The sequence below is a fragment of the Enterobacter sp. RCC_40 genome, from assembly GCF_041360735.1.
In the GTDB taxonomy this organism is placed as follows: Bacteria; Pseudomonadota; Gammaproteobacteria; order Enterobacterales; family Enterobacteriaceae; genus Enterobacter; species Enterobacter ludwigii.
Genome location: NZ_JBFUPR010000002.1, coordinates 678,478 through 692,642, shown reverse-complemented (window position 1 = coordinate 692,642; position 14,165 = coordinate 678,478). Strand labels below are relative to the sequence as shown.

The following is a 14,165-nucleotide window of genomic DNA, read 5'->3' as shown; positions in this document are numbered from 1 at the left end:
GAATAAGGTTATTTTTTGTACAGTTTAATGCCTGAGATCAATAATTCTTAACTGATTAACATTATTTACAATGTTACAACCTTCTCGCCGGTCATCCGCCTCGCAAAGAGTGTATAAATCCCCCGCGGAACGCTGTAAAATCCCGCCCTGATAACTCCATAATTGATGAATTTTTAACCTATGAGCAATGTTACGCACCAGCCTAAAATCGGCTTCGTCTCCCTGGGCTGCCCAAAAAACCTGGTGGATTCTGAACGCATCCTGACCGAACTGCGCACCGAGGGCTATGACGTGGTGCCAAGCTACGACAACGCCGACATGGTGATCGTTAACACCTGCGGGTTTATCGACAGCGCGGTTCAGGAGTCACTGGAAGCCATCGGCGAAGCCCTGACGGAAAACGGCAAAGTGATTGTGACCGGCTGTCTGGGCGCGAAAGTGGACCAGATCCGCGAAGTGCACCCGAAAGTGCTGGAGATCACCGGCCCGCACAGCTACGAGCAGGTACTGGAGCATGTTCATCACTATGTCCCTAAACCTAAGCACAATCCGTTCCTGAGCCTGGTGCCAGAACAGGGCGTGAAGCTGACCCCGCGTCACTATGCGTACCTGAAAATTTCCGAAGGCTGCAACCATCGCTGCACCTTCTGCATTATCCCGTCCATGCGTGGCGATTTGGTCAGCCGTCCGATTGGTGAAGTGCTGGCAGAAGCCAAACGTCTGGCAGACGCAGGCGTTAAAGAGCTGCTGGTCATTTCTCAGGATACCTCGGCCTATGGCGTCGACGTGAAGCATCGCTCTGGTTTCCACAACGGCGAGCCGGTGAAAACCAGCATGGTCGGCCTGTGCGAACAGCTTGCCAAACTGGGTATCTGGACACGTCTGCATTACGTCTACCCGTATCCGCACGTTGACGATGTCATCCCGCTGATGGCAGAAGGGAAAATTCTTCCGTATCTGGATATCCCGCTGCAGCACGCCAGCCCGCGTATTCTGAAGCTGATGAAGCGTCCTGGCTCCGTCGATCGCCAGCTGGCACGCATCAAACAGTGGCGTGAAATCTGCCCGGACCTGACCCTGCGTTCCACCTTCATCGTGGGCTTCCCGGGCGAAACCGAAGAAGATTTCCAGATGCTGCTCGACTTCCTGAAAGAAGCACGTCTGGACCGCGTAGGCTGCTTCAAATACAGCCCGGTAGAAGGCGCGACCGCCAACGAACTGGCGGATCAGGTTCCGGAAGAGGTGAAAGAAGAGCGCTGGAACCGCTTCATGCAGCTGCAACAGCAGATCTCTGCTGAACGTCTGCAGGAAAAAGTGGGCCGCGAAATTCTGGTCATCATCGATGAAGTGGACGAAGAAGGCGCAATTGGCCGCAGCATGGCGGACGCCCCTGAAATCGACGGCGCGGTCTACCTGAACGGCGAAACCAGCGTCAAGCCGGGCGATATTGTCCGCGTGAAAGTTGAAAACGCCGACGAGTATGATTTGTGGGGAAGCCGGGTTTAACGGCGTTTTACCCTTCCCTTCACCCTCTCCCGCCGGGAGAGGGTTTCCATCCTACCCCTTAATCCTCGGATCCAGCGCGTCGCGTAACCCATCGCCCAGCAGGTTAAACGCCAGCACGGTCAGGAAAATGGCCAGGCTCGGGAAGATGGCCACGTGCGGTGCAATGACCATGTCCGCTCTTGCTTCATTCAGCATCGCGCCCCACTCCGGTGTAGGCGGTTGCGCACCCAGCCCCAGAAACGACAGGCTGGCCGCCGAGATAATCGACACGCCGATACGCATGGTAAAATAGACCACGATAGACGACACCGTCCCCGGCAGAATATGGCTGAACAGGATAGTGGCATCGCTGGCCCCCATGCTGCGCGCAGACTCAATAAAGGTTTGCTGTTTGAGCACCAGCGTGTTGCCTCGCACCAGACGCGCAAACGCCGGTATTGAGAAGACCGCAACCGCAATAATGACGTTAGCCATACCGCTGCCCATTATCGCCACTACCGCAATCGCCAGCAGAATACCCGGGAAGGCAAACAACACGTCGCAGATACGCATGATAATGCGGTCCCACCAGCCTTCGTAATATCCGGCGACCAGACCCAGCACGGTGCCGATTGCCGCGCCAATCAGTACCGCAAAAACCCCGGCGGCGAGAGAGATCTGCGCCCCCACCAGCACGCGGCTGAAGATGTCGCGCCCAAGCGAGTCCACGCCGAACCAGTGCAGCATCGACGGTCCATCATTGAGACGGTCGTAATCAAAATAGTTTTCCGCATCAAACGGTGCTACCCACGGCGCAATGACCGCCACCACAATCAGCAGCAGGACAAACAGCCCCGCCGTCATAGCGACCGGCTGACGGCGAAAACGCCGCCAGAATTCAGACCACGGCGTGCGGATATGGTCCGGCTTTAGCCCCGGCATAGCGTTTAACATGGCCTGACGACGCCAGTTCAACAATCGCATTTTACTTATACCTGATGGCCGGGTTAATGGCGGCGTAGAGCACATCCACCACTAAGTTGATAAGAATAAATTCCAGTGAGAAAAGCAGGACTTCGGCCTGAATAACCGGGTAATCACGCATTTCGACTGAATCCACCAAAAGACGTCCCAGCCCCGGCCAGTTAAAGACCTTCTCTACCACAATCGAGCCGCCCAGCAGAAAACCAAACTGGAGCCCCATCATCGTCACCACCGGGATCATCGCGTTACGAAAGCCGTGTTTGAGGATGACCCATTTCTCGCTGACCCCTTTCGCCCGGGCGGTGCGAATATAATCTTCGCTCAGCACGTCAACGAACGAGGCGCGGGTAAAGCGGGCCATCACGGCCGCAACGGCAGCGCCCAGCGTCATCGAGGGCAGAATGTAGTGTTTCCAGGTGTCGGCCCCGACCGTCGGCAGCCAGCCCAGTTCCACGGAGAATATCTGCATCAGCAGCATCCCCAGTGCAAATGCCGGGAAGGAAATGCCCGTGACGGCCAGAGCCATACCGAGCTTATCCGGCCAGCGGTTGCGCCAGACGGCAGCGACAATACCTGCGCCAAGACCAAACAGCACCGCCCAGCTCATGCTGGCAATGGTTAACCAGAACGTGGGCATAAAGCGGCTGGCAATCTCTTCCGACACCGGACGACGTGACACCATAGAGGTGCCAAAGTCACCCTGCAGAACGTTGCCAATATAGTGGAGAAACTGCATATACAAAGGCTGGTCGAGGCCCAGTTGTTTTCGCACCAGCGCGATAACCGTTGCATCCGCATCTGACCCTGCAACCAGACGTGCCGGATCGCCCGGCAGCATATGAACAAACAAAAACACCAGCACCGCCACAATCAGCAGCGTCGGGATAAGCCCCAACAGGCGTTTACAAACATAATTCAGCATGCCTTTCCCTCTCATCCCACAGGCGGTGGCCTGCGGGCATGAGTATTATTTTAAATCTGCTTCATCAAAGCTAAAGCCCGTATCCGGCATGATGTAGAACCCGGTCAGCGCTTTGTTATGCGCGGAAACCAGTTTTTCCACCACCAGCGGTACCCACGGTGACTCTTTCCAGATGATATCCTGCGCCTCTTTATACAGGCGTGCTTTCTCTTCCGGTTTGGTCGTTTTCAGGGCATCCGCCAGGTCTTTATCCACCTTCGGGTTGCTGTAGAAGGCCGTGTTGAACAGGGTCGGCGGCCAGTTCTGTGAGGCAAACAGCGGCGACAGCGCCCAGTCCGCTTCACCGGTAGAGGCCGACCAGCCGGTGTAGAACATCCGTACGCCGCTCTCTTTCTGCCCTTTCCCTTCCACCTCAGCCGCACGCTGACCGGCATCCATCGCGGTGACCTGTGCCTTGATACCTACCTGCGCCAGCTGCTGCTGGGTAAATTGCAGCACCTTCTGAGCGGTACTGTGATTATGCGACGACCAGAGCGTGGTGCTAAAGCCGTTCGGGAAGCCCGCCTCTTTTAACAGCTCACGCGCTTTGGCCGGATCGTAAGGCCACGGTTGATAGTTTTGCGAATAGGCGATCGCCGGAGGCAGCACGCCGGTAGCCGGCGTGGCATAGCCAGCAAAGGCGACTTTTACCAGCGCCTGGCGGTTAATGGCGTAGTTGATGGCCTCACGCACTTTTGGGTTATCAAACGGCTTTTGCGTCACGTTCATGCTGATATAGCGCTGCATAATGGACGGGCTGGCGACCAGCTCCAGCTTGCTGTTTTTCTGCAGAATGGCGGCTTGCTCATAGGGGATCGGGAACGCGAACTGCGCCTCACCGGTCTGCAGCATCGCCGCGCGGGTGTTGTTGTCCACCACCGGACGCCAGGTAATGGTGTCCAGCTTCGGCAGGCCCGGCTGCCAGTAACCCGCAAACTTCTTAACCTTCACAAAGTCGGTCTGGTTCCAGGTGAGCAGCTCGTAGGGGCCGGTACCCACCGGATGGAACCCGATCTCTTTGCCGTATTTTTTCAGCGCGGCAGGCGAAATCATCGCCGTGGCAGGATGCGCCAGAATATTGATAAACGCCGAGAACGGCTCTTTCAGGGTGATCTTCACCGTCGTCGGGTCGACCACCTCGGTGCTGGCGATGTTTTTATACAGGTTGTAGCGCTTGAGGCTATTTTCCGGGTTGCTGGCGCGATCGAGGTTTATCTTCACCGCCTCCGCGTTGAAATCTGTACCGTCCTGGAACTTCACACCGGTTCTGAGCTTAAGGGTATACACCAGCCCGTCGCTGGAAACGGTATACCCTTCCGCCAGCACATTTTTAAGTTTCATCTCGCTATCCAGGCCAAACAGCCCCTGATAGAACGATTTCGCCACCGCCTGGGAGAGCGTGTCGTTGGCATCATACGGATCCAGCGTGGTGAAATTGGAACCGACGGCGACCACCACATCTTTGGCAGCGAACGCCGGCGCGGCGGCCAGGGCTGCCGTCACGCTCGCGGCGAGTAACCATCTGCGCGCTACAAATTTAACCATTGTGTTCTCCTGCCTGTTTTAAGTTATAACCGCGAGAATGCATTGTCCTGACGCGGGGGGGCCACAAAATGCCCCGGGCCAACCTCGCGCAGCGCCACGCGCTCCACCGCCTCGCCCCGTTTACGAATATTGCTCGGCATTTCGTCCTGCAGCAGCACACGCTGGCCGTGGCGATGCTCAGGGTCGGCAACCGGCACTGCGGCGATAAGCTTGCGTGTGTAAGGGTGCTGTGGATTTTCAAATACCGCCCTGCGCGGTCCTATCTCCACAATTTGTCCCATAAACATCACCGCGACACGGTGGCTGATACGCTCAACCACCGCCATGTCGTGTGAGATAAAGAGGAAGGCAATCCCCATATCCCGCTGCAGGTCGAGCAGTAAATTAATGATTTGCGCCCGGATAGAGACATCCAGCGCCGAGACGGATTCATCTGCAATCACCACTTTCGGGTTAAGTGCCAGCGCGCGGGCAATGCAAATACGCTGCCGCTGACCGCCCGAAAACTCGTGCGGATAACGCCAGGCATGTTCCGGCTTCAGCCCCACGCGCTCAAGCAGCCAGGCCACCCGACGCTGCGCGGCTTCACCGTCGAGCAGGTTATGCACCCGCAGCGGCTCCATAAGTGAATACCCCACCGTGTGGCGCGGGTCGAGGGAGGCATACGGATCCTGGAAAATAAACTGGATATCTCGCCTTACCGCCTGCAGTTTGCTGTCCGGAAGGGTATCAATGCGTTCCCCGTTAAAGGTTATGCTGCCCTCCTGGGACTCCACCAGCCTGAGCAGCGCCCGCCCGGTGGTGGATTTGCCGCAGCCTGACTCTCCCACCAGCGCCAGCGTTTCGCCTGGCCATAAATCAAAACTGACGTTTTCAACCGCATGCACCTCGCGCTTCACGCGGTTAAACATTCCGCTGCGCAGGGGAAAACGGGTCACCAGATCGCGCACTTCCAGAATCGGCTTTCCGGGTACCACGGTATCCTGCTCGATTTCATCTTCCTGCTGGCCTGCCGCTTCGAGAGAAATCAACGGGAACCGGCGTGGTAAATCGCTGCCGTTCATCGCCCCCAACCGCGGAACCGCCGCCAGCAGCGCTTTGGTGTAAGGATGAACCGGCGCATGGAAAATTTGCTCAACCGTGCCGGTTTCCACGGCGTTGCCCTTATGCATGACCAGCACGCGATCGGCAATATCGGCGACCACGCCCATATCGTGGGTGATGAAAATCACCCCCATCTCCATCTCCTGCTGCAGCACTTTGATAAGCTGCAGAATTTGCGCCTGAATAGTCACATCCAGTGCCGTCGTGGGTTCGTCGGCAATCAGCACCGCGGGACGGCAGGAGAGCGCCATCGCAATCATGACGCGCTGACGCATACCGCCGGAAAGCTGATGCGGGTAGCGCCCCAGAATGGCCTGCGCTTCCGGTATGCGTACCAGGTCGAGCATGCGTTTCGCTTCACGAAGCGCCTCATCACCACTCAACCCCTGATGCAGGCGGATGGACTCGGCAATCTGTTCCCCGACCGGAAAGACCGGGTTCAGCGAGGTCATCGGCTCCTGGAAGATCATCGCAATATCGGCCCCGCGCACGCTCTGCATCTGCGAGGCGCTCAGCTCATTTAAATCAATGACCTGGTGGTTACGCCGGCGCAGCAGCATTTTTTCGCAGCTGACCTGTCCGCCGGTCTGTTCCAGCAGACGCATCAGCGCCAGTGCGGTGACCGATTTCCCTGAACCGGACTCGCCCACAATCGCCAGCGTTTCGCCGCGGTTGAGCGAGAACGATAAATTCTGTACTGCGGGGATGAACTGCCGCTCTTCCTGAAACGCAATATTCAGTTGATGGACAGCCAGCACTTCACGGTTGTCCAGCTCTTCACTGTGCGGCACGCTTTGCCCCCTTATTCACGATAGATCCCCGTACTGGGTTCATCACCGGCATAACCCCACGCGCGGTACATACCTTCGCTGTTAAACGGCAATGCCACGTTGCCCTCACGATCCACCGCAATTAACCCACCGATACCCCCCAGTGCGGGCAGTTTCTCCATCACCACGCGTTCACAGGCTTCGGCCAGGCTTAACCCGCCGTAATCCATCAGCGCGGTGATGTCGTACGCCGCGAGGGCGCGAATAAACACTTCACCGGTTCCGGTGCATGACACTGCCGCCGTGGCGTTATTGGCATAGCACCCTGCCCCCGGTAATGGAGTGTCACCTACCCGGCCCGGCAGTTTGTTGGTCATTCCGCCGGTCGACGTGGCCGCAGCCAGATTCCCGGCTTTATCAAGAGCCACCGCCCCTACCGTGCCCATTTTGCTGCGCTCATCGAGCGGCGCGGTATGGTCAAGCTGCGTCACGTTTGCCGAGCGCGCCTCAAGCAGCTGTTGATAACGCTCCGGTGTTGAAAACAGATCGGGAGAAACCGGCGTCATGCCATGTTCCGCGGCAAACGTCTCCGCCCCGGCCCCGGTCAGAAGAACATGCGGGCTCGCCTCCATCACCAGACGCGCGGCCAGCACCGGATTACGCAGATGACTCACCCCCGCGACGGTGCCCGCTTTAAGGGTGACACCGTCCATGACGCAGGCATCCAGCTCGTGCGTTTCATCGCGGGTAAAGACCGAACCAATGCCCGCGTTAAACAACGGGCACTCTTCCAGCAGACGTACCGCCTCGGTAACCACATCCAGCGCGCTCTCGCCCGCCTCCAGCATCCGCTGGCCCGTTTCCACAATGGCATACAGCGCATCAATATAACGTTTTTCCTGCTCGGGACTGAGCAGGGCACGGGTGATTGCCCCGGCGCCACCATGAATTGCGATTACCGCATTAACCATTCCCATCACCCGTTAGCCTGATTTGCGGCTTTTTCTATAAATATCATTATCGTCGCTGAAACTTCAGATGATTTTTGAATATAGAAAGACGCAACTGTGATGTAAAGCGTACACCCATCGGGTCATACAGTTAGTGGCACTTTTCTGCCATAATGGACGCTTTCGTCGTTACTCCGCAGGAGCCCACCATGGATTTTACCGCCGGACTGATGCCGCTTGAGGCGGCACTCACGCAGATGCTTGACCGAATTTCCCCCCTGCACGACCACGAGACGCTGCCATTGGTGCGCTGTTTTGGTCGTATTGCCGCGCGCGATATCGTCTCTCCGCTTAACGTGCCTGGGTTCGATAACTCCGCAATGGACGGCTACGCGGTACGCCTGGCGGATATCCGGACGGATACGGCGCTGCCCGTGGCGGGGAAAGCATTTGCCGGACAGCCGTTTAACGGTGAGTGGCCTGCGGGTAGCTGCATACGCATCATGACCGGTGCCCCCGTACCGCCAGGCTGCGAAGCGGTGGTGATGCAGGAAGAGACCGAACAAACGGAAGCGGGCGTCCGCTTCACCGCGAGTGTTAAAGCGGGACAGAATATCCGTCGTACCGGTGAAGACATCACGCGTGGCGCAACGGTATTTGCCGCCGGGCAGAAACTGACGGTGGGCGAACTGCCGGTGCTGGCCTCGCTCGGCATTGCAGAAATTGACGTTATCCGTAAGGTACGCGTGGCGGTCTTTTCCACCGGCGATGAACTCCAGCTTCCGGGCCAGCCACTGCAGGACGGCCAGATTTACGACACTAACCGCCTCGCGGTACACCTGATGCTTGAACAGCTGGGGTGTGAGGTCATTAACCTTGGCATCATTGCGGATGATCCGGAAAAACTGCGCGCCGCGTTTATTAAAGCGGACCAGTCTGCGGACGTGGTAATTAGCTCCGGCGGCGTTTCCGTAGGTGAAGCGGATTACACCAAAACCATTCTTGAAGAGCTGGGGGAGATCGGCTTCTGGAAACTGGCCATCAAGCCGGGCAAACCGTTCGCGTTTGGTCAGCTGAAACACAGCTGGTTCTGCGGCCTGCCGGGTAACCCGGTTTCCGCCGCCCTGACCTTCTACCAGCTGGTCATTCCGCTGCTGGCAAAACTGTCTGGTAACCAGGCCCACCCGCTGCCGGTTCGCCAGCGCGTACGTGCGGCGACGCGCCTGAAGAAATCACCGGGCCGTCTTGATTTCCAGCGCGGTATTCTGACGCGCAACGCTGAAGGCGAGCTGGAAGTGAGCACCACCGGACACCAGGGCTCGCACATCTTCAGCTCGTTCAGCCAGGGCAACTGTTTTATCGTTCTCGAGCGTGAACGCGGCAGCGTGGAGCCGGGTGAATGGGTTGAGGTGGAAAGCTTTAACCACCTCTTCGGAGGCTAACATGACGGCTGAACTCAGTGACCAGGAGATGATGCGCTATAACCGCCAGATTGTTCTGCGCGGTTTTGATTTCGACGGTCAGGAAGCGCTTAAGGCAGCACGGGTGCTGGTCGTGGGGCTGGGGGGGCTGGGCTGCGCTGCGGCCCAGTACCTGGCCGCGGCGGGGGTGGGCAATATGACGCTGCTGGATTTTGATACCGTGTCGGTGTCGAACCTTCAGCGCCAGACGCTGCACAGCGACGCGACCCTCGGCCAGCCAAAAGTGGAATCGGCCCATGCGGCGCTGGCGCGCATCAATCCTCACGTGAAGTTCACCCTGATTGACGCCCTGCTGGATGATGAGGCGCTGTCGGCACAGATAGCACGACACGATCTGGTGCTGGACTGCACCGATAACGTCACCATTCGCAATCAGTTGAATGCAGAATGTTTTGCCCACAAAACGCCGCTGGTCTCCGGTGCCGCCATTCGCATGGAAGGCCAAATCAGCGTCTTTACCTACGCCGGGGGCGAACCGTGCTATCGCTGCCTGAGCCGTCTGTTTGGCGAGAACGCCCTCACCTGCGTGGAGGCGGGCGTCATGGCTCCGTTAGTCGGCGTTATAGGTTCGTTGCAGGCTATGGAAGCGATCAAAGTGCTGGCGCATTATGGGACGCCTGCCGCGGGGAAAATCGTGATGTATGACGCGATGACCTGCCAGTTCCGCGAGATGAAACTGATGCGCAACCCCGGCTGTGAGGTATGCGGACGCTAAATGGTTGCTGGGCAAGCGTTAGCATAACCCGGCAACCGTATCAGAGCGTCGTTCTGCCAAACGCCCCTTGCCAGTCCTGCTCAAACTTCACTATCGCCGCATCCACCGCAGGCGAAGTAATAAACTGCTGAGCAACATCCAGCGGCAGGGTGATGGATTCACAACCTGCCAGCAGGCAGTCCAGTGCCTGACGCGGCGTTTTGAAGCTCGCGGCCAGCACTTTTGACTGCGGGGCATGCAGCGTCAGAAGCTGCTGCAGTTCAACCACCGTCTGGATCCCGTCCCCGCCCTGCGCGTCCACGCGGTTAACGTAAGGGGCAACATACTCAGCGCCCGCCAGCGCGGACAGCATCCCTTGTGCTGCACCGTACACCGCCGTACCCAACGTCGGGATCCCTTCCGCTTTCAGCATTTTGATCGCCGCCAGACCTTCCGCCGTTACCGGCACTTTTACCACCAGGTCGTTGATAATGCTGCGCAGTTTACGCGCCTCTTCCACCATCCCTTCAGCGGTGGTCGCCATGACCTGCGCGAACAGGCGACCTTTCCCGCCGAGCGCATCCTGCAGCGCCGGTAGCAGCGCCTCGAGCGGCGTTTTCCCTGCCGCCACGATACTGGGGTTCGTGGTCACGCCCGCCAGCGGGAAGATACGCGCCAGCCGTTTCACTGCCGCAACGTCGGAAGTATCGAGATAAAGTTCCATGATGTAACCCTCAAATTTAGCCTGCACTTACCCTATCACGACAAAACCTGCTCAGGAGTTGACCTGCATCAAGATAACTTTCATTCGAAAGTAATTTAATCTTCATATGCAAGATGAGAGGCGAAAACATGATCTTCAATATTCAGCGTTACTCTACCCACGATGGCCCCGGTATTCGTACCGTGGTGTTCCTGAAAGGCTGCTCGCTGGGCTGTCGCTGGTGCCAGAATCCGGAAAGCCGCTCCCGCCACCGGGATGTGCTCTTTGACGCGCGGCTGTGCCTGGAAGGCTGCGACCTGTGCCAGAAAGCGGCGCCGGGCATTATCGATCGTGCGCTGAATGGGCTGGTTATCCACCGTGAAAAGCTTAACGAAGAGACTCTTGACGCCCTCACCGACTGCTGTCCGACGCAGGCACTCACCGTCTGTGGTGAAGAAAAGCAGGTCGAAGAGATTATGTCCACCGTACTGCGCGACAAACCGTTCTATGACCGCAGCGGCGGCGGGATAACCCTGTCCGGCGGTGAACCGTTTATGAATCCCGATCTGGCTCATGCCCTGTTTAAAGCCAGCCATGAGCAAGGCATACATACCGCCGTGGAAACCTGTCTCCACGTGCCATGGCATTATATTGCACCGTCATTACCGTATGTCGATCTGTTCCTGGCGGACCTGAAACACGTTGATGGCAGGACGTTCAAACAGTGGACCGACGGTTCCGCCAAACGGATCCTTGATAACCTGAAACGCCTGGCCGCCGCCGGTAAACAGGTCACCATCCGCGTACCGCTGATTCAGGGCTTCAACGCCGATGAAGCGTCGATTACCGCCATCACCAATTTTGCCGCAGACGAACTCAACGTCCGCGAGATCCATTTTCTGCCGTACCACACGCTGGGCATGAACAAATATACCCTGCTCGGCCAACCCTACTCTGCCCCTGATAAACCGCTGGATGATCCTGCGCTTCTGGACTTCGCACAGCAGTACGCCTGCCAGAAAGGGTTAACCGCGACCTTACGAGGATAAACTTATGACGACCCTGAATCTCAGCACCCTTAGCGAGCGCATAAAAGCACACAAAACGGCCCTCGTGCATATCGTGAAGCCGCCGGTCTGTACCGAGCGCGCCCTGCATTACACCGAGATGTACCAGCAGCATATGGACAAGCCGATCCCGGTGCGTCGCGCGCTGGCGCTGGCACATCACCTCGCGCAGCGCACCATCTGGATAAAACATGATGAGCTGATCATCGGTAACCAGGCCAGTGAAGTCCGCGCCGCGCCAATTTTCCCGGAATACACCGTCTCGTGGATTGAAAAAGAGATTGACGATCTGGCGGACCGTCCGGGCGCAGGCTTTGCGGTGAGCGAAGAAAACAAGCGCGTATTGCATGAGATCTGCCCATGGTGGCGTGGCCAGACGGTGCAGGATCGCTGCTACGGCATGTTCACCGACGAGCAAAAAGGGCTGCTGGAAACCGGCATTATCAAAGCGGAAGGTAACATGACCTCCGGCGACGCACACCTGGCGGTTAACTTCCCGCTGCTGCTGGAAAAAGGTCTCGATGGTCTGCGCGACAAAGTGGCCGAGCGTCGTTCGCGTATCAACCTGACGGTGCTCGACGACCTTCACGGGGAACAGTTCCTGAAAGCGATCGATATTGTGCTGGAAGCGGTCAGCCTGCACATCGAACGTTTCGCCGCGCTGGCGCGTGAAATGGCGGCAACCGAATCCCGTGTAAGCCGTCGCGACGAGCTGCTGGCGATGGCAGAAAACTGTGATGTAATCGCCCATCAGCCGCCAACAACCTTCTGGCAGGCGCTGCAGCTGTGCTACTTCATCCAGCTTATTCTGCAGATTGAGTCCAACGGCCACTCCGTCTCGTTTGCCCGCATGGACCAGTACCTCTATCCGTACTACCGCCGCGACGTGGAGCTGAACCAGAGCCTCGACCGCGAACATGCCATCGAGCTGCTGCACAGCTGCTGGCTGAAGCTGCTGGAAGTGAACAAAATCCGCTCCGGTTCGCACTCCAAAGCTTCAGCGGGTAGCCCGCTGTATCAGAACGTCACCATCGGTGGACAGACGCTGATCAACGGTGAGCCTATGGACGCGGTCAACCCGCTCAGCTACGCGATTCTGGAATCCTGTGGTCGCCTGCGCTCCACGCAGCCAAACCTGAGCGTGCGTTATCATGCGGGCATGAGCAATGACTTCCTCGACGCCTGCGTGCAGGTGATCCGCTGCGGCTTTGGTATGCCCGCGTTCAACAACGATGAGATTGTTATTCCGGAATTCATCAAGCTCGGCGTCGAAAAAGAGGATGCCTATGACTATGCCGCGATTGGCTGCATCGAAACCGCAGTGGGTGGCAAATGGGGTTATCGCTGCACCGGCATGAGCTTTATCAACTTCGCCCGCGTGATGCTGGCAGCGCTGGAAGGCGGCCGCGATGCCACCAGCGGTAAGGTATTCCTGCCACAGGAGAAAGCACTCTCTGCCGGTAACTTCGATAACTTCGAAGAGGTGATGGCGGCGTGGGATACCCAGATCCGCTACTACACCCGCAAATCTATCGAGATTGAGTATGTGGTAGACACGATGCTGGAAGAGAACGTCCCCGATATTCTCTGCTCAGCGCTGGTGGATGACTGTATAGAACGCGCGAAAAGCATCAAACAAGGCGGCGCGAAGTATGACTGGGTGTCAGGCCTGCAGGTGGGTATTGCTAACCTGGGCAACAGCCTGGCCGCGGTGAAAAAACTGGTCTTCGAACAGGGTACGATAGGTCAGCAACAGCTGGCCGCCGCTCTGGCCGATGATTTCGACGGGCTGACCCACGAGCAGCTGCGTCAGCGGCTTATCAACGGCGCGCCAAAATACGGTAACGATGACGACAACGTGGATATGCTGCTGACCCGTGCCTACGAAACCTATATCGCCGAGCTGAAGCAGTACCATAACCCGCGCTATGGCCGTGGTCCGATTGGCGGTAACTACTATGCCGGCACGTCATCTATCTCCGCGAACGTGCCGTTTGGCGCGGCAACGATGGCAACCCCGGATGGACGTAAGGCGCATACTCCGCTGGCAGAAGGAGCCAGCCCGGCCTCCGGTACTGACCACCTCGGCCCTACGGCGGTGATTGGCTCTGTCGGCAAACTGCCAACCGAAGCGATCCTCGGCGGGGTACTGTTAAACCAGAAGCTCAATCCGTCGACGCTGGAAAATGACAGTGACCGTCAGAAACTGATGGTGCTTCTGCGTACCTTCTTTGAAGTGCACAAGGGCTGGCATATTCAGTACAACATCGTTTCGCGTGAAACGCTGCTGGAAGCGAAAAAACACCCGGACCAGTATCGTGACCTGGTGGTGCGCGTCGCAGGGTACTCCGCGTTCTTTACCGCCCTGTCGCCGGATGCGCAGGACGATATTATTGCGCGTACCGAGCACACGCTTTAACT

11 protein-coding genes are annotated in these 14,165 nt (G+C 57.7%); 5 read left to right on the top strand and 6 right to left on the bottom strand.

What is annotated here, in order from left to right; genetic code table 11:
- The first annotated feature begins 180 nt into the window (after positions 1 to 180).
- Positions 181 to 1,506, top strand: coding sequence for a 30S ribosomal protein S12 methylthiotransferase RimO (gene rimO, locus AB6731_RS11415; RefSeq protein ID WP_014169287.1), 1,326 nt, complete (start codon positions 181 to 183; stop codon positions 1,504 to 1,506).
- Between the two features lie 51 nt (positions 1,507 to 1,557).
- On the opposite strand, the gene gsiD is transcribed toward rimO, so the two are convergent.
- Genes gsiD through iaaA form a run of 5 tightly spaced genes read right to left on the bottom strand, consistent with a single transcriptional unit; the run spans position 1,558 to position 7,820 of the window.
- A complete protein-coding gene (gsiD, locus tag AB6731_RS11410; RefSeq protein WP_020884888.1) occupies positions 1,558 to 2,469 on the bottom strand; it encodes a glutathione ABC transporter permease GsiD in 912 nt (303 codons plus the stop codon).
- 1 nt (position 2,470) lies between these two features.
- Complete coding sequence (gene gsiC / locus AB6731_RS11405) at positions 2,471 to 3,391, bottom strand: glutathione ABC transporter permease GsiC (RefSeq protein WP_020884889.1); 921 nt, start codon at positions 3,389 to 3,391, stop codon at positions 2,471 to 2,473.
- A gap of 45 nt (positions 3,392 to 3,436) precedes the next feature.
- Complete coding sequence (gene gsiB, locus AB6731_RS11400; RefSeq protein ID WP_014169284.1) at positions 3,437 to 4,975, bottom strand: glutathione ABC transporter substrate-binding protein GsiB; 1,539 nt, start codon at positions 4,973 to 4,975, stop codon at positions 3,437 to 3,439.
- A gap of 23 nt (positions 4,976 to 4,998) precedes the next feature.
- On the bottom strand, positions 4,999 to 6,870 hold the full coding sequence (gene gsiA, locus AB6731_RS11395) for a glutathione ABC transporter ATP-binding protein GsiA (protein WP_014169283.1): 1,872 nt from the start codon (positions 6,868 to 6,870) through the stop codon (positions 4,999 to 5,001).
- A gap of 11 nt (positions 6,871 to 6,881) precedes the next feature.
- Positions 6,882 to 7,820 (bottom strand): beta-aspartyl-peptidase, encoded by a 939-nt coding sequence (gene iaaA, locus AB6731_RS11390; protein ID WP_371006376.1) that lies wholly within the window; start codon positions 7,818 to 7,820, stop codon positions 6,882 to 6,884.
- Between the two features lie 188 nt (positions 7,821 to 8,008).
- On the opposite strand from iaaA, the gene moeA reads away from it, so the two are divergent.
- Together moeA and moeB are read left to right on the top strand one after the other, a co-directional pair.
- Entirely contained in the window at positions 8,009 to 9,241 is a 1,233-nt protein-coding gene (gene moeA, locus AB6731_RS11385; protein ID WP_049023844.1) for a molybdopterin molybdotransferase MoeA, read from the top strand.
- 1 nt (position 9,242) lies between these two features.
- A complete protein-coding gene (gene moeB, locus AB6731_RS11380) occupies positions 9,243 to 9,995 on the top strand; it encodes a molybdopterin-synthase adenylyltransferase MoeB (protein ID WP_232929658.1) in 753 nt (250 codons plus the stop codon).
- A gap of 40 nt (positions 9,996 to 10,035) precedes the next feature.
- Here the strand turns inward: moeB and fsa are convergent, their stop codons facing one another.
- On the bottom strand, positions 10,036 to 10,698 hold the full coding sequence (fsa, locus tag AB6731_RS11375; RefSeq protein WP_049022741.1) for a fructose-6-phosphate aldolase: 663 nt from the start codon (positions 10,696 to 10,698) through the stop codon (positions 10,036 to 10,038).
- Between the two features lie 128 nt (positions 10,699 to 10,826).
- Between fsa and AB6731_RS11370 the strand changes: the two genes are divergently transcribed.
- On the top strand, positions 10,827 to 11,726 hold the full coding sequence (locus tag AB6731_RS11370; RefSeq protein WP_047955262.1) for a glycyl-radical enzyme activating protein: 900 nt from the start codon (positions 10,827 to 10,829) through the stop codon (positions 11,724 to 11,726).
- Between the two features lie 4 nt (positions 11,727 to 11,730).
- Positions 11,731 to 14,163 (top strand): formate C-acetyltransferase/glycerol dehydratase family glycyl radical enzyme, encoded by a 2,433-nt coding sequence (locus tag AB6731_RS11365; RefSeq protein WP_371006375.1) that lies wholly within the window; start codon positions 11,731 to 11,733, stop codon positions 14,161 to 14,163.
- Positions 14,164 to 14,165: the final 2 nt, after the last annotated feature.